We start from the raw sequence: 26,555 nt of genomic DNA on the forward strand, positions 1-26,555 counted from the left end.
GATTGCGGCTTCTGCGACTCGTCGCACCTGAGCCGCATGTTCCGCCGCCGCTTCGGCTGCACCCCGCAGGCGCTGCGGCAGGAACACGGGCCGGCGGCCTGATCCTGCGCCTGCGCTACAGCCACCCCAGCGCGTGCGCGGACTGGATCGCCTCGCCGCGCTTCTTGGCACCAAGCTTCGCGTAGAGACGGGAGAGGTGAAACTTGACCGTCGGCTCGGCGATGTTCAGCGTCTGCGCGATCCGCTTGTTGGGGTTGCCGCTCGCGATCAGCTGCAGAAGCTGGGCCTCGCGCTCGGTCAGCCCCCCGGCGCGCGCCTTCGCCTTCGGGGTGGAGATCGATCCGGCGTAGATCGCCAGGGTGGCGCGGATGTCGGGCGAGGTCTCGAGATGCTGGCGGATGCGGGCTTCGCGCAGCAGCGGTGCGAGGAAGATCCGTTGCTCCGACAGCACCCCGAAGCAGCCGAGCCGAGAGGCGGATATCAGCGCGGAGTGTAGATGGCTGCGCGCCGCGGCGGTGTCGCGCCGCTTGTGGGCAAGGTGGGCGCGCCAGATCTTCAGCGCGACGCTCTCTCGCAAGGTCGCCTTCGGATTGCTCTCGAGCGCGGCGACCTGCCGGTCGATCTGCGGCCCCGGCGCGGGGTGCTGCACCGCGCAGCGCAGGCGCGCCGTGGCAAGGGTGATCTGGTCGCGTTCTTGCAGCGCGCAGAGCCAGTCGGGCGTCATGGCCTCGGCCGGGGTCGCCTGCGTGGCGCGCAGGTTCTGCAGCGCCGTCTCGGCATCGCCGATCCGGCCCTCGTTTTGATAGGCCGTTGCGGTGCGGATCTGGATTGTCTGCAACAGGTCCATCCGCTCCGCGAGGTGCAGCCAAAGTCCGTCGAGAAACCGCGGACGGATGCTCGCGGGGTAATGGTCCATCACCGCCTGCGAGCTGTACTGGATGGCGAAATGGAACAGGCTCGGCCAGATCTCGGCGCGGGCGAAGGCGTCGAAATCCTGCTGCAGAAAGGCAACCAGCTTTTGCGGCTGGCCCTCCTCGTAGGCCAGCGCGGCTTCGACGAGGCGGAGCATCCGGAACTCCTGCTCGACCGGATGGGTGACCGAGTGGAGCCTCTCGCGCGCCGTTCGCGCCGCGGGACGGGCCATGCGGGCATCGCCGTTGGTCAGATGCAGGACGGTCAGATGCAGGTGGATGAAGAATTCGAGCAACGGGTGGCCGCCGATCTTGCGGAAGTAGATCAGGGCGCGGGCCGCGGCGGCCTCGGCTTCGCGGAAGTTGCGCCGCCGAATCTCGAACTCGAGCAGCGCATTGTAGAAAGCCGCCCACTTCTGGTCGTCGCCCACCGGGTAATCGGCCATGAACTCGCCGAGCCGCTGCAACATCGCGTCCGAGGGGGTCATGTCCTCGCTGATCATCATGTTCAGGCGGAAGCGCCGGGCGGCAAAGGAAAAGCGCGTGCCGCGCGACAACACTTTCAGCGGGTCGAGGTAGTCCGACCCAAGGTGCTTTGCCACCAGCTGGCGGACGCGCTGGAACTCTCCTTGTTTCATCAGCGTGCGGGTGATCGCGAAGAGCACGGTTTCATTGGTGGCGACGGTCTCCTGCGAGAAACGCAGGATGATCCGGCTGAATTCGTCGAGGTTTGACTCGTAGATCAGCTCGAGCCCGCGGGAATGGGCGAGGATCTGTGCCGCATGCGCCTCGTGGCCGTGATCCAGCAGCAGCTGCATCGCCGCGAGCGGATGGTGCGCGGCCTCGAGTGCGGTGGCGACCTCGGTGACCGCGGCGGACTTCGAGAATCCCTCGAGCCGCGCCGCCGTGGCACTGCGCAGCGCGGCGATCAGCTCGGCCTGCGTGTCGGGGGCGGCAAGCAGGAATGGCGGCAGGGCGTCGCACCAGTCGTCTTCCGGGTCCGGGGCAGGGGCCTCGAGCCAGAGCGACAGCCGTGTCGTCGGCGCGGGAGAGAGCTGGCTGAGAAAGGTCTCGCCGACATAGGCCGCGGCCAGCTCGTGATCGGCTGTGTCCGCCAGCGGCAGGAACGCGGGCCAGCCAGCGTACTGCTCGATCAGCCGCCGTATCACCGGCGCGGGAAGCCGCGTGTCGATCTCCTCGGCGCTGAAGCTGAGCGCGCGCGCGTCGATGGTCTGTGCCCCGCCGTGCAGGACCCGCCGGGCCAGCCCGGTGATCTTCTGGCTCGGGCGATGCGCGATCACCAGATGCGCCACCGTATCCGCCACCTGCGCGGACAGGCGCGCGGTGCGCGCCGAGCTCGGCACGTCCCAGAACAGCCAGCCATCCTGCACGTCGCTCGGGCGCGGGGCGTGCAGCGCGCAGACCGCCGCACCGACCCGCTCCGCCGCCTGTTGCATCAGGACCGACTTCCCGGCCCCGGCCGGGGCGCGCAGGAAAACCGAGCCGGTCGGATCGCTCACGATGCGATCGACGAGCCGAGGACGCAACAATCTTGCCGAAGGGAGGGGGGTCTTGGTCATTCCAAGACCTATACCATTTTTGTCAAAACCCATACCATCCTCAAATTGTCGGACCCCGGCCGCTGCAGAATAGTCGCCCGAAAGAGACCAAGCGGGAGCTTTCCGGCTGATGCAGCAAAACCCATTCACTGCCATCCTGACGCGGCTCGGCACCTTCGTGCTGGTCATGGTCGTGTTGTCGATCATGATCTTCGTGCTGGCCAGGGTGGTTCCGGGCGACCCGGCCCGCATGGCGCTCGGCCCCACCGCCACGCCGGAACAGGTCAGCGCCCTGCGCAGCGAGATGGGGCTCGATGACTCCCTGCCGGTGCAATACGTCTCCTACATGGGGCGCGCCCTTCAGGGCGATCTCGGCATGTCGCTGCTGTCGCAGCGCCCGGTCGCCACGGACCTTGCCCAGACAGTGCCCGCGACGGTGGAACTGGTGCTGGTCGCGGTGGTCATCATGTTCGCCGTGGCCATTCCGCTCGGTGTCATGACCGCGCATTTCCGCGACCTCTGGGTCGATCACGTCGGGCGGCTGCTGTCGCTCGTCGGGGTGACCATCCCGAGTTTCCTCTTCGCCATCTCGCTGCAGCTTCTGGCCGCGCGCTACTTCGGCGACTGGCCGATCATCGGGCGGATGGATCACGGGCTTGGCTTCGCGGGCGGGCCGACCGGGCTGATGCTGGTCGATAGCCTGCTCGCCGGGCGGATCGACGTCTTTCTCAGCGCGCTCCAGCATCTCGCGCTGCCCGCCGTCGCCCTGTCGATGGCCGGGATCGGGCAGATCACCCGGATCACCCGCTCGGCCATGCTGGAGAACCGCCGCAAGGACCACGTGCTCACCCTGCAGAGCTTCGGCGTGCCGGAACGGGTGATCATCTTCCGCTACCTGCTGAAGCTCTCGTCGATCGCGCCGCTGACCATCATGGGGCTCGAGTTCGCCTCGCTGATCGGCAATGCCTTCGTCATCGAGATGGTCTTCTCCTGGGGCGGCTTCGCCTCCTACGGGCTCAACGCGATCCTGCAGAAGGACCTGAACGCGGTCACCGCCGTGGTGCTGGTGTCGGGCCTGTTCTTCATCGTCGCCAACCTGATCGTCGATGTCCTGATCTCGATCATCGACCCCCGCATGCGCCGCAAGGAGGCCCGCTGATGTCCGAGGTGAAGATGGCTCTGGACGGAGACAACAAGGATCTCAGCGCAAGCTACATGATGTGGTACCGCTTCAGCCGCAATCCCGCGGCGGTGATCGGCACCCTGATCGTGCTCTCGGCGGTGATCTTCGCGATCCTCGCGCCCTACATCACCCCGAAGCCGGAAGACGTAGGCGCCGTGGTGAACTTCCGTGCGCGCCACCTGCCGCCGGACGCGGCGCATTGGTTCGGCACCGACAAGGTCGGGCGCGACATCTTCTCGCGCGCCGTCTTCGGCCTGCGCATCTCGCTGCTGCTGGTCATCGGCGTGCTCGGGATCTCGGTGCCGATCGGCACGGTGCTCGGCCTCGCCGCTGGCTATTTCGGCGGCTGGACTGAGCGGATCATCACCGGGCTGACCAACGTGATGCTGGCGATGCCGCCGCTGGTGATGGCGCTGGCCGTGTCGAACCTGCTGGAGCCGACGCTGATGAACGCGATGATCGCGATCACCCTGCTGTGGTGGACCTGGCACGCACGGCTGATCTACGCGGTGTCGAAATCCGTGGCCTCGGAGGACTACATCGAGGCCGCCCGCATCGCCGGGGCTGGCCCGATGCACATCCTCTTCCGCGAGATCCTGCCCAACTGCGTCTCGGTGATCTCGGTCAAGACGACGCTGGACGCGGCCTTCGTGATCCTCTTCGGCGCAACCCTCAGCTTCCTCGGGTTCGGCGTGAAACCCCCGACCCCGGACCTTGGCTCGATGGTGGCCGACGGGCGGCAGTTCATGCCCGACTTCTGGTGGGAGGTGCTGTGCCCCGGCGCGGTCATTCTCTACGTCACGCTCGGCTTCAACCTTCTGGGCGACGGTCTGCGCGACATGTTCGATATGGAGGGCTGAGATGAGCGACGCACTTCTGAAAGTCGAGGGACTCGACGTCCTGTTCACCTCCTACGGCCAGACCCGGCAGGTTCTGCGCGACATCTCGTTCACCGTCGGCGCGGGCGAGCGCGTGGCGCTGATCGGCGAGACCGGCTCGGGCAAGTCCGTCACCGCCAAGGCGATCCTCGGCACGCTGCCACGCAATGCCACGGTCAGCGCCGGGCGGATCGAGGTGGAAGGGCGCAACGTGCTGGAACTGCCGCGCGGCGCGCGCGATGCCCTCAAGGGCTCGGCCTTCTCGCTGATCATGCAGGACCCGCTGTCGTCCTTTAATCCGGTGTTCAAGATCGGCACCCACCTCGACGACGTGCTGCGCTTCGCCGACAGCCGCGAGGGGGTGAAATCGAGCCGTGCCCAGCGGCGCGCCCGTATCGCCGCCGTGCTGCGCCGCGTGCAGCTGGCCGATCCGGACCGGGTGATGAATGCCTACCCGTCGGAACTGTCGGGCGGCATGCGCCAGCGCGTGCTGATCGGTCTGGCCCTGCTGCACCAGCCGAAGCTGCTGATCGCCGACGAGCCGGGCACCGCGCTCGACGTGACCACGCAGGACGAAATCCTCAACCTGATCAACACGCTGGTGGCCGAAGAGGGCATGGCGCTGCTGATGATCACCCACAACCTCGGGGTGGTGCGCAAGGTCGCCGACCGCGTGGTGGTGATGCGGCACGGCGATATCGTCGAAGCCGGTCCCTGCGAGAAGATCCTCGCGGCCCCCGAACATGACTACACAATCGGCCTGCTGGACGCGGTGCCGCCGCTCTACGGGCCGCGGGTGCAGACCCAGAAGATCAGCGCGCAGGCGCCCATCGTCAGGGCGACCGGGCTCGGCAAGCAATTCGGCCGCCACGGCAAGCGCTTCACCGCGGTTAAGGACGTGTCGATCGCCCTGCGCGAGGGCGAGATCTTCGGCCTTGCCGGGGAGTCGGGCTCGGGCAAGACCACGGTCGCGCGGATGATGATGGGGCTCAGCCGCCCGACCTCTGGCACGGTCACCGTCGAGGGCACGCCGAACCCCGGCCGTCCGCTGGCGCAGATCGTCTACCAGAACCCCGGCACCTCGCTGAACCCCAAGCGGACGGTGAAGCAGAGCCTGGGCCTGCCGCTGAAATACGCCGGGCTGACCGGCGCGGCGCGCGACGCCCGCATGGCCGAGCTGATGGCGCTGGTGCGCCTGCCGGTGTCCTACCTGGCGAAGTATCCGCACGAGCTGTCGGGCGGGCAGAAGCAGCGCGTCGCCATCGCGCGCGCGCTGGCCGCCGATCCCAAGGTGCTGATCCTCGACGAGCCGACGGCGGCGCTCGACGTGTCGGTGCAGAAGACGGTGATCGAGCTGCTGCTGCACCTGCGCGAGGAGCTGGGGCTGACCTACTTCATGATCTCGCACGACCTGTCGCTGATGCGCAATTTCTGCTCGCGCCTGGCGATCATGCTGCGCGGCGAGATCGTCGAGGAAGGCGCCACGCCCGAGATCTTCGCCGACCCGAAACACCCTTATACCCGCGCGCTGATCGCGGCGATCCCGGTCGTTACCGACGACGAGGAACGCTACAAGCCCGCGGTCAGCCCGGAAGAGCGTGCAGCCTTCCTGGTCAAAACCACTGATTGATGAAGGAGCCTTTGGTGTATCGCGTAGGAATCGACGTAGGCGGCACGAATACCGATGCCGTCGTGCTGAAGGGCAGTGAGGTGCTCGCCGGGATCAAGGCTTCGACCACCGAGGACGTGACCTCGGGCGTGTTCGAGGCGCTGGAACAGGTGATCGCCGCCTCGGGGATCGACCGCGCCCGTATCGGCGCGGTGATGATCGGCACCACCCATTTCACCAATGCGGTGATCGAGCGCCGGCACCTCGACCCGGTGGCCGCCATCCGCCTCGGCCTGCCTTCGGGAGCGGGTCTGCCGCCGATGGTCGACTGGCCCGAGGACATCCGCGAGATGGTCGGCGACCACGGCTACCAGGTGAAGGGCGGCTACGAGTTCGACGGCCGTGTCCTGTCGCCGCTGGACGAGCCGGAGATCCGCAGGATCGCGGGCGAAATTCGTGAGAAGGGCATCCGGGCGGCCTCGGTCACCGGCGTCTTCTCCGGTGTGAACGACGCGATGGAGCTGCGCGCCCGCGAGATCCTGCTGGAAGAATGCCCCGGCCTCAGCGTCGTGCTGTCGCGCGACATCGGCCGTCACGGGCTGCTGGCGCGTGAGAGCGCGGCGATCATGAACGCCTCGCTGCTGCGGCTCGCGGACAAGACGGTGCATGCCTTCGGCCACGCGCTGGAGCAGGCGGGCGTGAAGGCGCCCTTCTTCATCACCCAGAACGACGGCACGCTGATGGCCGCCGACACGGTCCGGGCGTTCCCGGTGCTGACCTTCGCCTCGGGTCCCACCAACTCGATGCGCGGCGCGGCCTTCCTCACCGGCCTCAAGGAAGCGATCGTGGTCGACGTGGGCGGCACCACCTCGGACGTCGGCGCGCTGTCGCACGGCTTCCCGCGGCAGGCCTCCACCTCGGTGGACATCGGCGGGGTCCGGACGAACTTCCGCATGCCCGACGTCTTCTCGATCGGCCTCGGGGGCGGCTCGCTGGTGAAGGGCACCCCCGAGAGCGTGGTGATCGGCCCGCAGTCCGTCGGCTACCGTGTCCGCCAGGAGGCGCTGGTCTTCGGCGGTCAGACCCTGACCGCGACCGACATCGCCGTGGCCACCGGCAAGGCCGAGATCGGCGATGCCGCGCTGCTGGCCAGCCTCGATCCCGCGCTGGTCACCGCGGCGGCAGCCCGCATGACCGAGATGTTCGAGACCTGTGTCGAGCGGGCGCGCATCTCGGCCGAGCCGGTGCCGGTGATCGCGGTCGGCGGCGGCTCGGTGCTGATGCCCGACCAGATCGGCGATCTGCAGGTGATCCGCCCCGAGAACTTCGCCGTGGCCAACGCGGTGGGCGCGGCGATCGCGCAGATCTCGGGCGAGACCGACCGGATCTTCAGCCTGACCGATGGCGTCACCCGCGACAGCGCGCTGGCCGAGGCCGAGGCGGAAGCCCGGGCCCAGGCCATCGCCGCCGGGGCCGTCGCCGAGACCCTCGAGGTGATCGAGCGCGAGGACATGCCCCTCGCCTACCTGCCCGGTAATGCCACCCGCATCCACGTGAAGGTCGTGGGGGAAATGGGGGCCCTCGCAGAAATGGAAGTCGAAAATGCCTGATACCCGTGAGCTGAGCTACGATCCCGCCGACCTGTGGGAGCTGACACTCGACGATCTCGAGGCGCTGGAAGTCGGCGCCGGGATCCTCGGCACCGGCGGCGGCGGCAACCCCTACCAGGGCAAGCTGCTGACCCGCGAAGCGATGAAGGCCGGTCACAAGATGACCATCCTCGCCACGGACAAGATCGCCGATGACGCGCTCTGCATGTCCATCGGCGGCATCGGCGCACCGGTGGTGGGCACCGAGCGGATCCGCGAGGGCCGCGAGGGGCTGCGCTGCCTGCAGGGCATGGAAGAGCTGACCGGTCGCAAGATGGACGCCATCGTCTGCGAGGAGATCGGCGGCGCGAACTCGATGAACCCGCTGGTCGCCGCGGCGCTCGGCGGGTTGCCGGTGCTGGATTGCGACGGCATGGGCCGGGCCTTCCCCGAGATGCAGATGACCACCTTCTCGATCTACGGACACAGCTCGACGCCGTCGGTGATGTGCGACCTGCACGGCAACCGCGTGGTGTTCCAGCACGCGGTGACCGAGGTGTTCCACGAACGCATGGCGCGGGCCTGCGTGGTGGCGCAGGGCGGGGCGGCGATGCTGGCCACCGCGCCGATGCCGGCGAGCTTCGTGCGCCAGAATGCCATTCCCCAGAGCTACACCAAGGCGATCCGCCTCGGCCGGGCGGTGCTGGACGCGCGCCGCAACGGTGACGATCCCGTTGCGACGGTCTGCGCGCTGGAAGGCGGGCGGCACGTGTTCACCGGCAAGATCACCGACCTGAAGCGCCACCTGCGCGGCGGCTTCGCCGTGGGCGACCTGGAACTCGGCGGCTTCGACGGCTTCCAGGGCCAGACCGCCAGCATCGCGATCCAGAACGAGTTCCTGATCTTCCGCCGCGAGGGCGAGGTCGAGGTGACCGTGCCCGATCTCATCATCGTGCTGGACGTCGACACCGGCTACCCGATCACCACCGAGATGCTGCGCTACGGCCAGCGCGTCGCGGTTCTGGCCGTGCCCTGCCACGACCTGCTGCGCTCCGCGCGCGCGCTCGACGTCGTCGGCCCCGCCGCCTTCGGCTACCCCGATATCCCCTTTGCGCCGCTTGCCCCGCTGGGGCAGGCCGCCTGAGCCCAAGAAGAAAACCCAACAGGAGTAACAAGATGTCTATTCTGGCAAAGCAACGCGGGCTGTCGGCCCTTGCGCTCGCCGCTGTGCTCGGACTTGGTCCCGCGCCCGCCGTGCTGGCGCAGGAAAAGGTCTCGACCGTGGTCAACACGATGCAGATCTTCAGCTCGCTCGATCCGGCGAAGGTCACCGACTATACCGGCTACATGGCGGTCGTGAACATGTACGACGGCCTGACCACCGTCGCCCCCTCGGGCGAGATCGTGCCGCATCTGGCGAAATCCTGGGAGATCTCCGAGGACGGGCTGACCTACACCTTCCACCTGCGCGACGATGTCACCTTCCAGGACGGCTCGGCGCTCAGCGCCGCGGATGCGGTCTGGTCGATCCAGCGCCTGATCAAGATCAACAAGGGCCCGTCGAACCTGCTCGTCGACCTGATCGATCCGGCCAATGTCACCGCGCCCGACGCGACCACCGTCGAGATCAAGCTGAACCGCCCGTTCTCGCCCTTCCTTGCCTCGACCCCGATCCTGCTGGTGCTGAACCAGAAGCTGGTCGAAGCCAACGCCGCCGCCGAGGATGCGCTCGGCGAGGCCTACGTGGGCGAGCACTCGGTCGGGTCGGGTCCCTACGCGCTGGTCAGCTACAACCGCTCGGCCGACATGGTGATCGAGCGCAACCCCGACTACTTCCTCGGCTGGGACAAGGGCACGCCGATCGACGAAGTGCGCTTCGTGCAGACCTCGGACGACGCCACCGTGCGCGCGCTGGCGGAAAAGGGCGAGCTGGGTCTCTCCTCGCATGGTCTCGGCAACGACACCTTTGAATCCATCGGCAACATGCCCGGCTACAAGCTGCTGCAGACCCGCACCGCCGGCGGCTTCCAGATCAAGCTGAACACCAAGGTCTACCCGACCGACGACGTGCACGTGCGCCGCGCCATCGCCTATGCGACCGACTACGAGACCATCCAGCAGATCATCTACCCCGGCGTTCCGATGCACGGCCCGCTCTCGGACACCTTCGAGACCGCCTTCAACACCGAGATCCCGACCGGCGTCTACGATCTGGAGAAGGCCAAGGAAGAGCTGGCGCTGTCCAAATACGCGGGCGAGGACATCACGCTGGTCAACAGCTACGTCGCCTCGCTGGCCTTCGAGCAGGAAGTGGCGCTGCTGATGCAGGCCAACCTCGAGCAGATCGGCATCACGCTCGACATCCGTCCCGAGCCGTGGAACCGCATCGTCGAGCTGGCGTCCAACCCCGACACCACCCCGGCCTCGACGCAGGTCAACGTGAGCCCGAGCTACCCCTCGCCGGACGCGATGTTCTTCAACCAGTACCACTCCAAGGCCTCGGGCACCTGGTGGTCGATGGAATGGCTGCAGGACCCGGAGATCGACGCGCTGATCGACCAGTCGCGCGCCCAGACCGACCCGGCCGAGATCAACGCGACCTACAAGGAACTGCAGCAGTCGATTTACGACCTGCAGCCCGCCGTCTGGGCCGTGGCCCCGATGCGCCGCTACGCGGCCAACGCCTGCCTTCAGGGCTACGAGTTCGTCCCGATGCAGAGCTGGGACCTGAACTTCTGGAACTTCACCTGGGAATGCCCGTCGAACTGATCGACGGCGACACCCGATGACATCGACCGATCCCGCGACGCGCGGGGCCGGCACAAGCAAGGCCCAAGGTGGACAGATGCTCCAGGAATTTCCGGAAGAGAATATCGAAGCCCTCGCGACCGGCGCGTGGATTCTGGGTACGGGCGGCGGCGGCAACCCCTATCTTTCAACCCTGAACCTGCGCCGGCTCTATGCCGAGGGCGCGCGTGTGCAGGTGATGCAGCCCGAGGACCTGGCCGATGACGACATGGTCGCGGTGGTCTCGGGCATGGGCGCGCCGCTGGTCGGGCAGGAACGGCTCAAGGACCCGCGCCACATGGCCCGCGCCGTCGAGCTGATGGAGGATTACCTCGGCCGTCCGTTCCGCGCGATCATGGCGCTGGAGATCGGCGGCGCGAACGCGCTCTCGCCCTTCCTCGCCGCGGCGCTGCTGGGGCGGCCGGTGGTCAACGCCGACTGCATGGGCCGCGCCTATCCCGAGGCGCAGATGACCTCCTTCGCGATCGGCGGGTTGTCGATGTTTCCGCTCTCGCTGGTGGACGTGCGCGACAACGAGGTGATCGTCACCCGCGCCGAAAGCTGGAAATGGATGGAGAAGATCTCGCGCGCGGTCTGCACCGCCGTGGGCTCGACCGCCGCCACCTGCAAGGCGCCCCGCACCGGCCGCGAAGTCAAGGACTGGGGCATCCACGACACCATCACGCAGGCGACCGAGCTTGGCCGCGTGGTGCTCGAGGCGCGCGCCCGTCACGACGACCCGGTGGCCGCCGTGCTGGACCACGCCAAGGGCAAGCAGATCTTCCGCGGCAAGATCGTCGACGTGGACCGCACCACCACCGGCGGCTTCCTGCGCGGCAAGACGGTGATCGAGGGCATCGACGCGGACCGCGGCGCGACGCTCGAACTGGCGTTCCAGAACGAATGGGCCGTGGCCTTCCGCGACGGTGCGCCCGTTGCCATGACGCCGGACTTGCTGTGCCTGCTCGACAGCGTGTCGGGCAGCGCGATCGGCACCGAGTCCGTGCGCTACGGCCAGCGCGTGAGCGTGGTGGCGCTTCCGGCGCCCGAGATCCTCACGACGCCCGCGGGCGTGGCGGCCGTCGGCCCCCGTGCCTTCGGCTATGACATTGACTTCAGATCGGTATTCCAATGAAGCGTATCGGCATTGACGTCGGCGGCACCAACACGGACGCGGTGCTCATCGACGGCGACAAGATCACCGCCTCGATCAAGGTTCCCACCACGCAGGACGTGCTGTCGGGGGTGAAATCCGCGCTCGCGCATGTCGCAGCGCATATCGGCGACACGCCGCGTCCGCTCGACGCGGTGATGATCGGCACGACCCATTTCACCAATGCCGTGGTGGAACGCGCCCGGCTCGAACGGGTCGCCGCGATCCGCATCGCCATGCCGACCGGGGCGTCGCTGCCGCCGATGTGCGACTGGCCAGAGGACCTCTATCGCGCGGTCGATCCGCTGATCTTCATGGTGCATGGCGGGCACGAATACGACGGCAGCCTGCTGGTGCCGATGCGCGAGGACGAGATCCGCGAGGCAGCGATGAGGATCCGCGATGCCGGGGTAACCTCGGTGGCGATCTCGGCGACCTTCTCTCCGCTGACCACGGAATGCGAGGACCGCGCCGCCGAGATCGTGCGCTCGGTCATCCCCGAGGCGCGGATCACCCTGTCGAACAGCCTTGGCCGGATCGGCCTGCTGGAACGCGAGAACGTCGCGCTGCTGAACGCCTCGCTGCAATCGCTCGGCAGGACCACGGTGCAGGCCTTCAAGACGGCGCTTTCGGAGATCGGCCTCGATGCGCCGTTCTTCCTGACGCAGAACGACGGCACGGTGGCGCTGGCCGATGTGGCGGCGGCGAACCCGGTGTTCAGCTTTGCCTCGGGCCCGACCAATTCGATGCGCGGGGCGGCCTTCCTGACCGGGCTCGACAACGCGATGGTGGTCGACGTCGGCGGCACGACCTCGGACATCGGCTGCCTGATCGGCGGCTTCCCCCGCGAAGCCAACAACATCGTCCACATCGGCGGCGTGCGCACGCTCTTCCGCATGCCCGACCTGCTGCCCATCGCGCTCGGAGGCGGCACGATGGTCGATCCCGAGACCGGCGCCATCGGCCCGCGCTCGGTGGGCTACCGCATCCTGCAGGAGGCCCGGGTCTTCGGCGGCGAGACGCTGACCACCTCGGACATCGCTGTGGCCGCGGGGATGATCGAGATGGGCGACGCGGACCGGGTTCGCGATCTCGACCCGGCCTTCGTGCAGCAGACGCTGGCGCGGATGCGCGCCATGGTGGCTGAGAACTTCGATCAGATGAAGACCTCTGCCGAGGACGTGCCGCTGATCGCGGTGGGCGGCGGGGCCTTCCTGATCCCCGAGGCGGTGCCCGGCGCCTCCGAAGTGCTGCGGGTCGAGAATGCGGGCGTCGCCAATGCCCTCGGCGCGGCCATGGCGCAGGTCTCGGGCGAGGTCGATCAGGTGTTCTCGGACATGAGCCGCGATCAGGCGCTCTCGGCCGCCGAGGCCGGGGCGAAATCCGCCGCCGTTGCCGCCGGAGCCGACGAGACCAGCCTTCAGGTGCTCGAGGTCGAGGACATCCCGATCGCCTACCTGCCCGGCGGCGCGCGGCGTGTGCGCGTGCGGGTGATCGGTGATATCAGCTTTGGATGAGCACCGGGCGGCGCGGGCGAAAATCGCGCGCCGCCCAGCATGACAACGGGATGACGGTGATGACGACGATTGCACTGGCGATTCACGGGGGCTGCGGCGTGCTGCCTCTCGACAGCATGAGCGCCGAGGACTGGGCCGAGGCGCGGCGGGACCTTGCGCGCGCGCTGGCGGCGGGCTGGGCGGAACTGACCGGAGGTGGCTCTGCGGTCGACGCGGTGGAAGCCGCTGTCGTGGTCATGGAAGACAGCCCGCATTTCAACGCCGGGCACGGGGCGGCGCTGAACGAGGAGGGCGTCCACGAGCTCGATGCCTCGATCATGGACGGCGCGACGCTGGAAGCGGGGGCGGTCAGCGCCGCCCGCGGCATCCGCAATCCTGTCCGCGCGGCGCGCGCCCTGATGCAGGACGGTCGGGCAGTGTTCCTGACCGGAATTGCGGCTGACAATTTCGCCGCCGGAGCCGGTCTTGCGGTGGAGCCACAGGGGTATTTCACCACGCCGAAGCGGATCGAGGCGCTGGCGGCGATGAAGGCCCATGCGGCGGCGGGCACCGAGGCCACCGAGAACGAGAAGCACGGCACCGTCGGCGCGGTGGCGCTCGACGCGGCGGGGCATCTTGCCGCCGCCACCTCGACCGGCGGTTACACCAACAAGCCCGCGGGCCGGGTCGGCGACAGCCCGGTGATCGGCGCGGGCACCTATGCGCGCGACGGGGTCTGTGCCGTCTCGGGCACCGGCAAGGGCGAATTCTTCATCCGCCACGTGGTCGGCCACGAGATCGCTGCACGCATGGCCTATCTTGGCGAAAGCGTGGGGCAGGCGTCCGAACACGTGGTGCATGTGGATCTGGCGGGCTCTTCGCAGACCAGCGGCATCGTCGGCGCGGGGCTGGTGGCGCTGGATGCGGCAGGACAGGTCAGCGCGCCCTTCAACACCGCCGGCATGTTCCGCGGCTGGGTCACGCCCGAGGGCCGTGCCTTCGTCGCCACGCATGAAGACATCCACGAGGTGCGGCTGTGAACGGGATGATCCCCGTCTTTGACGGCCACAACGACGTTCTGTCCAAGCTGCTGCGCGCGCGGGACGGGGCCGAGAGCCGCTTTCTGACCGGCGCGCCGGAGATGCAGGTGGACCTGCCGCGGGCGCGGGCCTCGGGCTTTGCGGGCGGGCTCTGCGCGATCTGGGTCAGCACGCCGGACCAGACGCTTGACGACCAGGGCGACCTGCCGCGCGTGCCGCAGGAGTCGGCGCTTCAGCAGACCATCGCGCAGGCTGCGCTGCTGCAGCGCATCGTGCGCCGCTCGGGCGGGGCAGTCAGGCTCTGCCGCAGCGCGGCAGAGATCCGCGCCGCCATGGCAGAGGGCAGCTTTGCCGCGGTGTTCCATGTCGAGGGCATCGAGGCCGCAACCGAGGATCTCGACCTGTTGCACGTGCTCCACGCCGCCGGGCTGCGCACGCTCGGCCCGGTCTGGAGCCGCCCGAACATCTTCGCCCATGGTGTGCCCTTCGTGATGGGCCACGATCCGGATCTCGGCGGCGGGTTGACCGAGGCCGGCAAGGATCTGGTCCGGCTCTGCAACGAACTGCGGATCCTCGTCGATCTGTCGCACATGAACGATGCCGGGTTCTGGGACGTCGCGAAGATCTCCGACGCGCCGCTCGTCGCCTCGCATTCCAACGCCTTCGCGCTTTGCCCGCACAGCCGCAACGCCACCGATCGGCAACTGGACGCGATCCGCGAGACCGGCGGGCTGATCGGGCTGAATTTCGGCGTGCGCTTCCTGCACCCCGAGGGCATACGCGATCCGGAGATGGGCCTTGATGTCATGCTGCGCCATATCGACTACCTCGTCGAGCGCGTCGGCATCGATCACGTCGGCCTTGGCTCGGATTTCGACGGCACCTTCATGTCGCGGCACATCGGCGACGTGTCCGGGGTGCAGCGCCTGCTGGAGGCCCTGAGGGCCGCAGGCTATGACGAAGAGGATCTCGCCAAGATCGCCCATCGCAACTGGATCGCCACGCTGGAACGCGCCTGGGGGCAATGACCGCGACGTGCCCGTTGCCAACCGGGCGCAAGGGTCGCGGCCGGTGATGCGACAGGCCGCGCGTCCACCTTCGCGCGCGCACCGCCATGTCCCGGCGAGCGAACTTGTGCGATGCTTCCCCAAGGGAAGAATCCGCCGCGCAGTCGCTTCTGCCCGGCGTGATGCGGAGGGCGCATGGCAAGAACGGGGGCATGGATCGTCAGGGCCGGGATCGCCGCGTTGCTGGTCCTGGCCGGATGCGGCAGCAGCGAGTTGCCCTTGCCGGTCGCGCAAGAGGTTTCGACCGTCCCGCTTGACCGCGCGCTTTATGAGGGCGATCTCGTCTTCGGCATCGCGGAAGAGATCGACACCGCCGGTCGGCCGCTGCCTTTCCGGGCCTACATGGGGCTTGCGCCGGGCGGCGAGACCCGCATCGCGGTGAGGGCTGCCGCCGATCTGCGGGAGATCCAGAGCCTCCTTCCAACCCTGCTTTCGGGCAGCGTCGAGCCGGATTGCGGGCTTGGTCTCACGCTCGGGCTGGCAAGCGCCGAGGCAGAGGGCAATGCCGTGCGCGCCCGTGGCGCGGTGCGCGCCGAGCTCTTCCGCTGCAAGGGGCGGGGCACCGCCGGTGAGAGGCGCGGCGCCCATCTCTGGACGCAGATGGTGGATTTCGACGCGCTTGTCGGCGCGGGGTTGAGGGACGATTGCGTCGTCTTCGACTTGCGCGACCTGGCGCTTGACCCGCGCGGCATTGTGGGAGGGCTTGGCACGCTGCTCGGGCTCACCGAGAAGGTCCGCCGCGCGCTGCTCGAAGAGGGCAACGCGGCGCTGCGCGCGGCCCCGGTCTGCCCGGACATGCCCGAGGCGCTGTCGCTGCTGTCGCCGGAGTTCAGCTCTGGCGGTGCCATCGAGATCGGCGATGGCGGGCTAGGGGCGGCGCTGGTGGGAACGGTGGCCTCTGACGCGGCGCGGATCGTGGCCTTGCTGGCGCTCTGGCAGCGCAAGGGCCTGCTGCCGCAGGGCGGGGAAGAGCCCGTGGGATCCGATGAACTGCGGTTGCGTCTCGAGGGCAGCCTGGGCGAGCAAGCGCCGCCGGTGCCCTATCGCCTCGACCTGCGGATGTGGCCGCAGTCGCCCACACGCATCGGGCTCGCAGCGATGCTTGACCTGCGCGCCGTGCAGCAGCAGTTGCCCGACTTGGCCGAGGGGGCGGTTCTGGTCGACGATTGCCGCGCGCGCGTCTCGGTGGAGAACATCGAGGCGACGGCGCAGGAGGCCACGGTTGTCGTGCTGGCCCGGCTCGATGCACGCAGTTTCACCTGCGACAGGGTCGGCGACAGCGCCTGGCAACGCGGCGCGTTGGAGCAGCGCGAGCAGGTGGATGTCCGGGCCGAGGTGTCCGCCTCGGTTGTCCGCAACTGCGCGGTGTTCCACCTGGTCGATCTGGCGCGCGATCCACCGCTTCCGCTGGTGTCCCAGGGCCGGCAGGGCGCGCGAACAGAGGCGGCGCGGACGCTGTTCATCGATGCAGTTGATCTCCTGTTGAAGGCTCGCCCGCTCTGCCCTGAACTGCCCGAGGAGCTGCGCATGCTCGATCCCCGTTTCGATGAGGGTGCGCCGCAGGAGATCGGCGACGGCGGGCTGGGCATCCATCTTGCGGGATCGGTAGATCTGAGCGCGGCCACGATCATCGCGCTGCTCAAGCTTCTGCAAGAGCGGGGCGTCCTGCCGCCCCGCCCGTAAGCCTCTCAGGTCACGGCGTGTACCAGATCGGCGAGGTATAGGCGCGCTCCTGACCGATGGTTTCGGCGCCTTCGGGGATTTCCACGCCGAAGCGCTGCGCGTCGTAGACCACCCAGCGCGGCGTCGGGATCTCCAGCACACGCGCGTAGTAGAAGGCCTTCTGCGCCGGGTCGAACTCGGGGTCGGTCCAGACCGTCGCCAGCTCCGACGCGCCGATGGTGTTGTACCAGGTGGCGGCGGGGATATCGACCGTGTTGCCGACCTCGGGCAGGGTGCCGTCAGCGCCCATCTCGCGCCCCTCGGACCAGGCGACGTCATAGACCTTCTCGTGGGTCTCGCCCGCCGTATCCATCCAGCCCTTGATGATCTGGATGCGGTCGAGGTTGGCACCGACCGGGTCGCGCAGCGCGTAGACCATGAAGCTCGGGGCGGTTGCCCCCTCGGAGGCGGCGCGCAGGTCGCCGCCCATGGGCACGCCCTTTTCATAGCCGATGAAGGCGGGCTGGCGCGAGCGCAGGTCGTCGTCGGTATAGTCCCAGCCGCCGAAGAAGCGCACCATCATGCGCGGCCCGGTGGTGGCATAGACCTCCTTGCGCGCCATCGCGTCGAAGAGCGCGGCGCGGGTGTTCTCCTTGGCCCAGACAGCGGCGAGGCCGGATGCGACGAGCTGGTAGCCCTCGTAGGTGCCCTTGTCGGACTTGGCGAAGGGATGCTCCATCCGCGTCGGAGACGGCTCGGCGGTGGCCGCCTTGCCGAAGAAGTTGTCCTCCTCGATCGCCGGCAGCGAGGTGTGCGAGTCGGTCGAGCCGACCATGCCGAACTTGTAGGGGTTGGTGCCGAACTTGTCCTCGAGCTGGAGCCCCATCTTCAGCGCCGAGCGGGCGTACTCGTATTTCAGCATGGCGTCGGTCTTGGCTTCGGTCAGGTCGAGGTTGCCGACGTCCCATGTCTCGTAATCGGCGAACTTGTCGTCAGGGCTGAGGAGCGGGTGCGCCTCGCCATCGCCCTTGATCTGGGTGGCCTCGTAGAGCGGCTCCCACTTGGCACGCTTCTGCACGTAGCCTTCGTCGATGGCCTTGCCGGTGAACTGTTGCTCGAAGGGGAACATGAGCCCGTTCGACAGGTTGCCGTTGTGCGCGATGGCCAGCACCGAGCCGCCGGTCTTGGCCTCGTAATCCTCGAGGTACTGGTAGAGGTCGAGCGGGTCGGTGCTGCCGTAGGGCGGCTGGGTGACCATCGGCACGACTTGCGAGGCCTTCTCGCCGCCGTCCCGGAAGATCACGTTGCGGTGCAGGTTGTTGCCCTTGTCGAGCGCGGTCCACTCGTAGCCGATGAAGGCGGTGAAGTTGCCGGGGTCGTTGAACCGCTCGGCGGCGTCGATGACATCGCCCCAGACGGAGTTGTAGATCTTCGAGCCGGGCGCGTAGTCCTTCAGCAGCTTCTCGGGCAGCGTTGCCTGTGCGAAGTTGGTGATGAGATCGAGCGCGGCGTCCGCGGCCTCCTGTCCGCCGGCCTGCAGCCCGTCGAACCACCGCTTGCCCTCGGGCACCGCGAGGATGTTGGGGGCGCCGGAGGCGAGATCGGTGGAAAAGCCCATCATGTCCGAGTGGTCGGCGATCACCACCCAGTCGAGCGGCCGTCCCAGCTTCACCGGCAGACCGGTGGCCGAGGTGACCTCCTCGCCGCGGGTGAAGCGATAGGCGGGTTCGAGCCCCAGCGTGTTGCCGAAGAGCCCGGCATCGGCCGAGAGCGCCGTGTGCAGGTGGCTGTCCCCCCAGAACACCTGACTGGGGAAGGAGCGCTGGGCGTAGGGCGAGTAGGTCTTGCCGTGATAGAGCCCGGTGAGGGACTCCTCTGACGGGATGAATTGCGCGGATGCCGCGACCGGGACGGCCGTCAGCAGCAGCGTGGTCCAGAGCGATGCAGGTTTCATGGGTCTCCCTTTCGTTTGCCGGGCCCCGCCTGAGGGCGTGTCGCTGCCAAGCGGGGCTGCGTGGGGTCTGGCCGCGCCGAGGGAGAGGGACCTGCGCGGTGCGGCGGCGTGGTGGGGGCTTACCTCGGGCATTCCGCCTTGTAGGAGGCCCCGGTCTGCGGGTTGTAGAAGTTGCAGAGCTTGGTGCCGCTGGAACTGGTGGGCACATTGGCCCCGATGGCGGTGCCGATGGCCGCGCCGCCGAGGGCGGCGGCGGTCTTGTTGCCGCCGCTCACCTCATGCGCGATGGCCGCCCCGGCAAGGCCGCCGGTGGCGGCGTTGATGCCCTGATTGTCGCTACAGCCGCCAAAAAGCGTCCCGGCGATCAAGGCTCCGGTCAGATAGAGATACCGCATAGCTTCCTCCCTTGGGTGATCAGGGCCGGGCGAGCGCCGTCCGGCACCGTGCTTCGTGTCAGTATTTGAACGTCACGCCGATGATCGGGCCGGTCTGCCGCGCATCGTAGACGATCCCGTCGGTGTCGTAGTTGACGTCCAGAAGACGCCAGCCGAGGGCAAGCGAGAATGCGTCCGACATGCTGTAGCCCAGGCCGGCGGTGAGCGAGCCCTGGAACTCCGAGCCGACGCCGAAGCCGCCGACGTCCGCCGCCCCGAAGGCCTGCCAGCGGTCGTTGAGCGCATAGCGCCCGGAGATGCCGACGATCGGGTCGGTCCAATCGGTGTCGGTGTCGCGCTTCTGCCGGCCGAAAGGGGTATAGACGCTGTAGCTGTTTTCGAGATGCCAGTAGCGGATGCCGCCGAAGACATCGAGGGTGTGTCTGGAGGACTGCGACACCGTGCGGCCGAAGGCCAGGGTCAGGGTCGAGGTGTCGCTCTTGATGTTCACCTTGTCGATGTCGGGGCCGCCGATCTTCTCCGTGCTATCCGTCTGTACCACCGAGCCGTCGAAATAGATCACCCAGGGCCCGTTGCGGGCACTGCCGAACAGGAACAGGCCGTAATTGAGCTCGTCCCATATGTCGCCGAACGACAGGTCGAGCGATTGCGCCGGGAAGCCGGGGATCGTGCCGAGATCGCCCTCGAAGCCGGTTGCCCACATGTAGGGGGTGATGCGGACGTCCCAGTCGCTCTGGGCGTGGGACGGCAGGGCCGGGCCCATCACCGCGAGGGCTGTCAAAAGGCCGCCGTACACGGCTGCAGGTGTCATGTGATCGAACCTCCTCATTACACAGGCCGGGACATCCGGCGCGCGGGGTGTTGGCCTGAAGACCGAGGAGACGAGGAAAACCGGGACGCTGGAAATACGGTCGATCAGACGGGATAGCAGTTCCGCGCGTGGCCCTGTGGGAGTGCTTGGAACGATGTGGTCTCGAGCGAAGGGCAATGCGCGTCCCGCCCTGCGGCATGCGCGACTGCCTTGTGTCAGGTGAGTCCTCCGATCACCTGTGGGTGCCGTTGGCGGATGCCGAAGTCCTATGCCGGAAATGGTACTTTAAAGCCATGATATGGATCAACAAAATCAGAGGTTTTGGCGAAGATAAGTGGGTTTAAGGTGGGGCGGAAATGTAAGATTGCGGGAATGTTATTCCATTTCATGGATATGGCGAATTCTTTGGAAATATTGTCAACAATCGCGGTCGGCAGATCGGGTGTCCCGGCCAATGGTCCACCCAAGGAAGCTCTTCTCTGATGGGTTGATGCCTTTCATCACAAGACACCTTTGAATTGTTTTCCTTGGGGCATGGCGCCGCGCGGGGACGCCTCTGCCGCAGCGCGAGTCCCCGCCCGGTGTCGGCATATCCACGGCTTCCGGCCCTGCACCACGCAGGGTGCGACAGGGCCGGATCGATGACGCGGCCGGGGTGGGTGTCAGATCCTCTTGCCGCCGGTCCCGCGCAGCGCATCAAGGCTCAGGCTGCCGCCGCCGACCACGGCGAAGTAGAGGAAGACGAAGCAATAGAGGATTGCCGCATCGCCGCCATTCAGCGTGGGGTAGAGGTTCTGCGGCGCGTGGAACATCCAGTAGGCGACCGCCATCATGCCCGACAGCACGAAGGCCACGGGGCGCGTGAACAAGCCGATCAGCATCAGCAGCCCGCCGACGAGTTCCAGCACGCCGCCAAGACCCATCAGCGAGAACAGCGGGGGTTGCTGTTCGGTGGCGGGGAAGCCGAACAGCTTCTGGGTTCCGTGCAGCAGGAAGATGAGCGCGGTGACGATGCGCAGGACACTCAGCATCAGCGGGGCCAAGCGGCCGGACGATGTATGGGACATTCCAGAGATCCTTTGTTCAGGACATGGTGAAACGCTTACGCGGGCTTGCCGTCCCGCGATGCGGACCGACGCTCTCTTGCACTGACCGCACCGTGTCAGCCGCGCGCCGATCATCGGCCAGCGCGGGTCCCCCAGAGCGGGAGCTTGCCCTAGGGTACTGCAATCACGGCATTCTACCTAGGCGGAAGTCTCCGGACGTGCGGAAGGGGCCGCGCGTGTTGTGCTTAGGGCACTCGCGCAGAGGGTGATGAGCAGCGCCGCGCCGCCGACCATGGCGAAGGGCACCCGCAGCGAGGTGGCATGGGCGATGAAGCCGATGATCGGCGGGCCGAAGAGCATTGCGCCGTAGCCGAGCGTCGCGACCGAGGCGATGGCCTGGCCCGGCGGCACCTCGGGATCGTTGGCGGCGCGGGTGAACGCCATGGGGATCACCGCGGCATAGCCCATCCCCATCAGGATGAACGCGAAGAGGGCGACGGGCAGAAGTCCGGTCGTGGCACAGATCGCGTAGCCCGCCGCGCCGAGAAGTCCGCCGACGCGGGCCACCGTCACCGCGCCGAAACGGGTGATGATCGTGTCGATCGACAGGCGCATCGCCACCATCGTGACGGAAAAGGCGGCATAGGCGAAGGTGGCGCGGGCCTCGGGGGTGCCCAAGGTCTCGGTCAGGAAGACGGCGCTCCAGTCCACCGCCGCGCCCTCGCCGAGCCCGGCGGCCAGCGCCATCAGCGCCACCAACAGCAGCGGGCCGCGGGGCAGGGCGAAGATCGGCGCGCGCGCGGGATCTCGGCGGGCGACGGACTGCCATGGCAGGCGCAGGAACGGACCGAAGAGCGCGGCCGAGACCGCCGCAGCGAGCGCGAAATGCAGGCCGGTGGAGGTTCCGCTGGCCGCCGCGAGATAGCCGCCCGCCGCGCCGAGGCCGGCGCCCAGGCTCCACATGGCGTGGAAGGAGGACATGACCGAACGCCGCATGTGCCGCTCGACCTCGCTGGCCCAGCTGTTCATCGCCACGTCCATCGAGCCGTGGCACATGCCGAAGAAGAACAGCGCGGCGGCCAGCATGGCCGGCGTTTGCGACAGGCCGAGGAAAACCGCTGATCCCAGGTAGGCAAGGGCGATCCAGCGCGTGAGCCGCACTGCGCCGAACCGGTCCGACAGCCGTCCGGCCAGCGGGAAGGAGGTCAGCGCGCCGGCTCCCATGACCAGCAGCAGCCCGCCGAGCGTGCGCTCGTCCAGGCCGAGCCGATCGACGAAGGCCGGGATGCGCGAGGCCCAGCAGCCCAGCAGCACGCCGTTCAGCGCAAAGGCGGCGGCGACCGCGCGCCAGGGGGTTCTGGGATCACGCATGACGGACCTCGATTCCAAGTTCAGCATAAGGGGAGGTGGTGCCTGGGGCGGCATCGGTGATCAGCAGGTCCAGCGCCTTGCAGGGCAGCACGCGGTGACGCGCGCGCAGCCCCAGCTTGCCGGCACCGGCAAGCGCGACGGCGCGGTGACTCGCCGCCGCCATGGCCCGTTTCAGTTCGGCCTCGTCGAGGTCATCGGCCCCGAGGCCGAAGACCGGGTCCAGCCCGCAGACGCCGAGAAAGGCGATGTCCGCCGCGATGTCGGAAAGCGCCGCGACCGCGCCATGCCCGACGCAGACCGCGCCTGCCGGTGACATGCGACCGCCGACAAGCTGCGTGTCCAGCCCGGCCGCAAGGCAGGCCAGCGCGACCGCCGGCGCGGGTGTCACCACCAGGCAGTTGGGCAGCAGCGGCAGCGCCTGCGCCAGCGCATGCACCGTGGCACCGCCGTCGAGCAGCAGCACCATGCCGTCCTCGATCAGCGCGAGGGCGGCGGCGGCAATGGCCTCGTGGCCGGGCTGGGCAGCGGCCATCCTTTCGAGCGCGGCACCGGAGGGCCGGCTCACCGGCATCGCGCCACCGCGCACGCAGCGTGCGACGCCCTGCGCCTCGAGCGCCTTCAGGTCGCGCCGCACGGTGTCGATCGAGACCCCGAACTCGCTGGCGACCGCCGAGAGTTCGAGGGCGCTGCCACGTTCGAGCCGCAGCCGCAGGGCGTCCTGGCGCGCGTCCGGGAGGAATGGGGGCATCGAGGGGCCTGCCGTTTTGTTCCGCTTTGCGCCGAGTTGTGCTGCAATTTGCAATGTCGTGCAAGATATGAAAGGGGCCTCGGCGTCTCCTTGCCGGGCCGCGATGGCGGCGCGCGCCTGCCGCTGCCGTCAGGGATCCGGGCGCAGGGCGAGCCATATCAGCACCCCGATATAAGCGAAGACCGCGAGGTTCAGCAGGGTGTCGACCAGTTGCGCGCTCATCCTCGGGCTTCCCGCCGAAGCGCCCGCAGCAGGCAGAGCACCAGGATTGGCGCAATGAAGATGAAGACGATGGCCGACAGCGCGATCACCGAGCGGACAAGCGTGACGTCACCCACCAGCACCATGGCCAGGCCAAGCGCGGCCAGCACCGCCCCCCAGGTGAGCCGCAGGCGCACCGGCGGGTTCTCGGCACCGCCGGTGGCGAACATCGCGAGCACGAAGGCGGCGCTGACCACGGATGTCACGACGAACAGGAAGGCCGCGACGATCGACGCGCCGCTGGTCAGCGCCGACAGCGGGAAGCGCTCGAGCAGCGCAAAGGTGGTGGCGTCGAGGTTCTCGGTGGTGACCGCCGCCAGCGCGCCCTCGATCCGCAGGCTGTCGTAGAAGCCCAGCCCCCCGAAGACGCCGAACCAGATGACGGAAAACAGCGTCGGCGCGAGGATCACCCCGAAGAGGAACTCGCGGATCGTGCGGCCGCGCGAGATGCGGGCGATGAAGACCCCGACGAACGGCGACCAGGCCAGCCACCAGATCATGTAGTTCAGCGTCCAGCCCTTGAACCAGCCAACCACGTCGTCCTCGAGGAATTCGGCCGTGGCGAAGCCTGCCTTCAGGACGTTGAAGAGGTAGCGGCCGAAGCCGGTGACCATCGCATTCATCAGATAGGACGTCGGTCCCATGATCAGCAGGTAGAGCAGCAGGCCGATGGAGAGGATCATGGCGATGTTCGACAGGCGCGCCATGCCGTCGCCAAGCTCGCGCCGAAGGGGGATCGCAAAGCCAAGGCACACCGCGACAAAGACGGCCCCGGTGAGCTGCGGCGAGGGGGCGAGACCGAGCAGCCTGGCCAGTCCGGCCTGGATCTGGAAGACGCCCATGGCCAGCGAACCGGCGAGCCCCACGGCGATGGCGACGATGGCCATGAGGTCAAAGAGCCAGCCCAGGGTCCGGGTCCAGCGTGCGGTCCCGAAACTGTCCTCGACCGAGGCGCTGAGCAGAAGCGGACGCCCGCGCCGGAAGCCAAAGAAGCCGATGGCAAGGCCGACCATCCCGTAGATCGCCCAGGCATGCAGCCCCCAGTTCACATAGGTGACGAAAAGCGCCAGCCCCGCCGCGCGCGACGGCGGATAATGCGCGCTGAGCGTGGCGAAATGGGTGAGCGGCTCGGCGGCTCCGTAAAACAGCAGGCCGACGCCCATCCCGGCGGCGAAGAGCATGGCGATCCACGAGGGTGTCGAGAAATCGGGCCGGGACTCCTCGGGCCCGAGCCGCACCGATCCGAAGGGCGATACGGCGAGGTAGATCGCCGCAAGCAGCATCCCGCTGGCGGTCAGCATGATGAACCAGCCTAGGCTTTCGAACTGGGCGGCGACGATGGCCGCTGCGCCCGTGCCCAGGCCGCGCGGATCGAGAATGCCCCAGAGGCCGATGCCGGCGCTCAGGGCGAGGGCGGTGAGGGTCATTGCGCTGGGTTTCATCCGAACACGTCTTCTCGTCAGGGACATTTCCGCGAAGCGCGTCCGGCAGGGGGCGGCACTTCAGAATGCCAACAAGATCCGCGGCGAGACAACAGCTATTTCCAGCACGCGCCGGCCGCGCCCGTCTCCGGAAATTGCCGCGAAAAATTTCCAGGGCTGGGGACCGGGGGGACGCGCATAGGTTGCGGCGCGCAGTGGCGGCGGCGGCGCATCGCGGCCGCGTCCGGGCGGCGATGCTCCGATGGGATAGCTCGGCAGGATATCGAAAGTTCCCGGCGGCACTTTCGATATCCTTGTGCGAGACCGGCGGTATCTCTATCGGCGCGGTATTTTCGAGAGGCGTCGGAAAAAAGCAAATGATTACGGGCGAGGCATGTCATCCTGTCGCGTGCCGCATCTCGAATATATTGCCTATCGTAAGGTGTATGTATTTTTCCATATTCGGCGGGCAAAGTGATCGTGTCAAATTTGTGACGTCACATCTTTTGGATAAGATACATATATTGGAGGGCCACGATTTGTATTCGGCAGTTTTGGCGCGTGTCAGCAAAATCCTCGAACGGGGAAGCTGGTCGGATAGAGCGCTGGATAGGGCGCTAGATTTTCTCGAAGATTTTGTCGAACGCGCGGCGACGGGGCATCGCGGCGGGCGGCTGCATTCTCGCTGCGACGAGGATGCGCGAGGCGAGACCTCGATCGACATGGTGCTCGGTGGCAGCGCCGAAGCGGTGGGTGAGCACACTTTCGCTTCGGCGGAGTTGGACGCGAAGATCGTCGATACCGGGCGTGCGTCTTTCGCGATTGGCAGCGCAAGCTTCCTGGCCGCCGCGGAGGGAGGGGCACAATACGCCACGACCGACGCCTTTTGCGAGGTGGATGGCGCGGATTTCGTCTTTACCAAGACGAGGACGGTCACCGGAAAGAACTGGGAAGAAACCACGACCCAGGTGTTTGCCGTGGATTTTGCCGATCTCACGCTGAGGAACCCGCTCATCATCACGCCGGAAAGCAGTTACCGGGTCGGCAGCTATCAGCATGTGTCCGATGGGAACGTGGCCGAGGTCGACTTCGATGTCGAGGTCCGGGCAGAGCACACCTACGCGGACGTCTATGCCGGGGCGCTGACAATCGAGGACAGCTATTCAGGCTCGTTGATCGAAGCGACCCTGGCGATCGGCTGAGGCTGCCGGCGCGCGGCCTTCACTTTCTGACTTCGCTTCAGCACCCGCCGCGGCGGGTGCTGTTCCAGCGGGTGGCGGTGGGCGTGCCGCCGAGATTGCCGGGCGCGTCCTGCAATTGATCCCTCGCGGTGCCGCGGGAAGCCTTCTTGAACCGCGCTGACCAATTGCGCCGACGGACCGGGGCTTTTCGGCGGGCGGGTCCGCAGCGCTGGCATGATAGCGCGAGCAGAATCCCTGATTCCCGAGGTTGTGGCTCTATCCGAGTCGATGCCGTGCAAGGGCACGCTGTCCCCAGCGGCATTGCCGCGCAGACGGGGCACAACCTGCGCAAGTGCACTTTTCCGCCTATGCAACATGGACTTTCCTAAGCGGCAGGCATGAAACGGAAATACCCCAATGCAAAAGGACATGC

22 protein-coding genes are annotated in these 26,555 nt (G+C 67.6%); 13 read left to right on the plus strand and 9 right to left on the minus strand.

Translation table 11 applies throughout. The annotated features are described in order from the left end of the window. On the plus strand, positions 1 to 102 hold a 102-nt coding region (locus tag IQ782_RS30190), incomplete at its 5' end, for a helix-turn-helix domain-containing protein (RefSeq protein WP_194135485.1). Positions 103 to 115: 13 nt separating this feature from the next. On the opposite strand, the gene IQ782_RS30315 is transcribed toward IQ782_RS30190, so the two are convergent. Beyond that, positions 116 to 2,431: a helix-turn-helix transcriptional regulator gene (locus IQ782_RS30315; RefSeq protein ID WP_338092594.1), complete on the minus strand. Its 2,316-nt coding sequence runs from the start codon at positions 2,429 to 2,431 to the stop codon at positions 116 to 118. A 169-nt stretch (positions 2,432 to 2,600) separates the two neighbouring features. On the opposite strand from IQ782_RS30315, the gene IQ782_RS15090 reads away from it, so the two are divergent. From IQ782_RS15090 to IQ782_RS15140, 11 genes are all read left to right on the plus strand, one after another. Next, positions 2,601 to 3,629: an ABC transporter permease gene (locus IQ782_RS15090; RefSeq protein WP_194135487.1), complete on the plus strand. Its 1,029-nt coding sequence runs from the start codon at positions 2,601 to 2,603 to the stop codon at positions 3,627 to 3,629. Further along, entirely contained in the window at positions 3,629 to 4,513 is an 885-nt protein-coding gene (locus IQ782_RS15095) for an ABC transporter permease (RefSeq protein WP_194135488.1), read from the plus strand. The genes IQ782_RS15090 and IQ782_RS15095 overlap by 1 nt, the downstream gene beginning before the upstream one ends. 1 nt (position 4,514) lies before the next feature. After that, entirely contained in the window at positions 4,515 to 6,161 is a 1,647-nt protein-coding gene (locus IQ782_RS15100; protein ID WP_194135489.1) for an ATP-binding cassette domain-containing protein, read from the plus strand. 14 nt (positions 6,162 to 6,175) lie between these two features. After that, entirely contained in the window at positions 6,176 to 7,750 is a 1,575-nt protein-coding gene (locus IQ782_RS15105; protein WP_194135490.1) for a hydantoinase/oxoprolinase N-terminal domain-containing protein, read from the plus strand. Continuing rightward, positions 7,743 to 8,873, plus strand: a complete 1,131-nt coding sequence (locus IQ782_RS15110; RefSeq protein WP_194135491.1) for a DUF917 domain-containing protein — start codon at positions 7,743 to 7,745, stop codon at positions 8,871 to 8,873. Before IQ782_RS15105 ends, IQ782_RS15110 begins: the two co-directional genes overlap by 8 nt. A 32-nt stretch (positions 8,874 to 8,905) precedes the next feature. Further along, positions 8,906 to 10,498: an ABC transporter substrate-binding protein gene (locus tag IQ782_RS15115; protein WP_194135492.1), complete on the plus strand. Its 1,593-nt coding sequence runs from the start codon at positions 8,906 to 8,908 to the stop codon at positions 10,496 to 10,498. A gap of 76 nt (positions 10,499 to 10,574) precedes the next feature. Beyond that, the gene (locus IQ782_RS15120) at positions 10,575 to 11,651 is read left to right on the plus strand and encodes a DUF917 domain-containing protein (protein WP_194135493.1); all 1,077 of its coding nucleotides are present in this window, start codon (positions 10,575 to 10,577) and stop codon (positions 11,649 to 11,651) included. Beyond that, positions 11,648 to 13,186 (plus strand): hydantoinase/oxoprolinase N-terminal domain-containing protein, encoded by a 1,539-nt coding sequence (locus IQ782_RS15125; RefSeq protein ID WP_194135494.1) that lies wholly within the window; start codon positions 11,648 to 11,650, stop codon positions 13,184 to 13,186. The genes IQ782_RS15120 and IQ782_RS15125 overlap by 4 nt, the downstream gene beginning before the upstream one ends. 59 nt (positions 13,187 to 13,245) lie before the next feature. Next, the gene (locus tag IQ782_RS15130) at positions 13,246 to 14,205 is read left to right on the plus strand and encodes an isoaspartyl peptidase/L-asparaginase family protein (RefSeq protein ID WP_194135495.1); all 960 of its coding nucleotides are present in this window, start codon (positions 13,246 to 13,248) and stop codon (positions 14,203 to 14,205) included. Between the two features lie 5 nt (positions 14,206 to 14,210). Then, a complete protein-coding gene (locus tag IQ782_RS15135) occupies positions 14,211 to 15,233 on the plus strand; it encodes a dipeptidase (RefSeq protein ID WP_194135663.1) in 1,023 nt (340 codons plus the stop codon). Between the two features lie 174 nt (positions 15,234 to 15,407). After that, complete coding sequence (locus IQ782_RS15140) at positions 15,408 to 16,955, plus strand: hypothetical protein (RefSeq protein ID WP_194135496.1); 1,548 nt, start codon at positions 15,408 to 15,410, stop codon at positions 16,953 to 16,955. A 10-nt stretch (positions 16,956 to 16,965) separates the two neighbouring features. Here IQ782_RS15140 and IQ782_RS15145 read toward each other — a convergent pair whose 3' ends face one another. From IQ782_RS15145 to IQ782_RS15180, 8 genes are all read right to left on the minus strand, one after another. After that, a complete protein-coding gene (locus IQ782_RS15145) occupies positions 16,966 to 18,888 on the minus strand; it encodes a DUF3604 domain-containing protein (RefSeq protein ID WP_194135497.1) in 1,923 nt (640 codons plus the stop codon). Between the two features lie 119 nt (positions 18,889 to 19,007). Then, positions 19,008 to 19,283, minus strand: a complete 276-nt coding sequence (locus tag IQ782_RS15150; protein ID WP_194135498.1) for a hypothetical protein — start codon at positions 19,281 to 19,283, stop codon at positions 19,008 to 19,010. Between the two features lie 58 nt (positions 19,284 to 19,341). Next, complete coding sequence (locus IQ782_RS15155) at positions 19,342 to 20,094, minus strand: hypothetical protein (RefSeq protein ID WP_194135499.1); 753 nt, start codon at positions 20,092 to 20,094, stop codon at positions 19,342 to 19,344. Between the two features lie 266 nt (positions 20,095 to 20,360). Further along, positions 20,361 to 20,561 carry a hypothetical protein gene (locus IQ782_RS15160; protein WP_194135500.1) on the minus strand — a complete coding sequence of 67 codons (201 nt, stop codon included), beginning with the start codon at positions 20,559 to 20,561 and terminating at the stop codon, positions 20,361 to 20,363. 195 nt (positions 20,562 to 20,756) lie between these two features. Then, entirely contained in the window at positions 20,757 to 21,161 is a 405-nt protein-coding gene (locus IQ782_RS15165) for a DoxX family protein (protein ID WP_194135501.1), read from the minus strand. 177 nt (positions 21,162 to 21,338) lie between these two features. Then, entirely contained in the window at positions 21,339 to 22,511 is a 1,173-nt protein-coding gene (locus tag IQ782_RS15170; protein ID WP_194135502.1) for an MFS transporter, read from the minus strand. Further along, positions 22,504 to 23,259, minus strand: coding sequence for a DeoR/GlpR family DNA-binding transcription regulator (locus tag IQ782_RS15175; protein WP_194135503.1), 756 nt, complete (start codon positions 23,257 to 23,259; stop codon positions 22,504 to 22,506). Before IQ782_RS15175 ends, IQ782_RS15170 begins: the two co-directional genes overlap by 8 nt. Positions 23,260 to 23,477: 218 nt before the next feature. Further along, positions 23,478 to 24,962 carry a BCCT family transporter gene (locus tag IQ782_RS15180; RefSeq protein ID WP_194135504.1) on the minus strand — a complete coding sequence of 495 codons (1,485 nt, stop codon included), beginning with the start codon at positions 24,960 to 24,962 and terminating at the stop codon, positions 23,478 to 23,480. A gap of 503 nt (positions 24,963 to 25,465) precedes the next feature. Here IQ782_RS15180 and IQ782_RS15185 point away from each other — a divergent pair. Next, on the plus strand, positions 25,466 to 26,143 hold the full coding sequence (locus tag IQ782_RS15185; RefSeq protein WP_194135505.1) for a hypothetical protein: 678 nt from the start codon (positions 25,466 to 25,468) through the stop codon (positions 26,141 to 26,143). Positions 26,144 to 26,555: the final 412 nt, after the last annotated feature.

This window comes from Salipiger mangrovisoli (assembly GCF_015223355.1).
Lineage (GTDB): Bacteria > Pseudomonadota > Alphaproteobacteria > Rhodobacterales > Rhodobacteraceae > Salipiger > Salipiger mangrovisoli.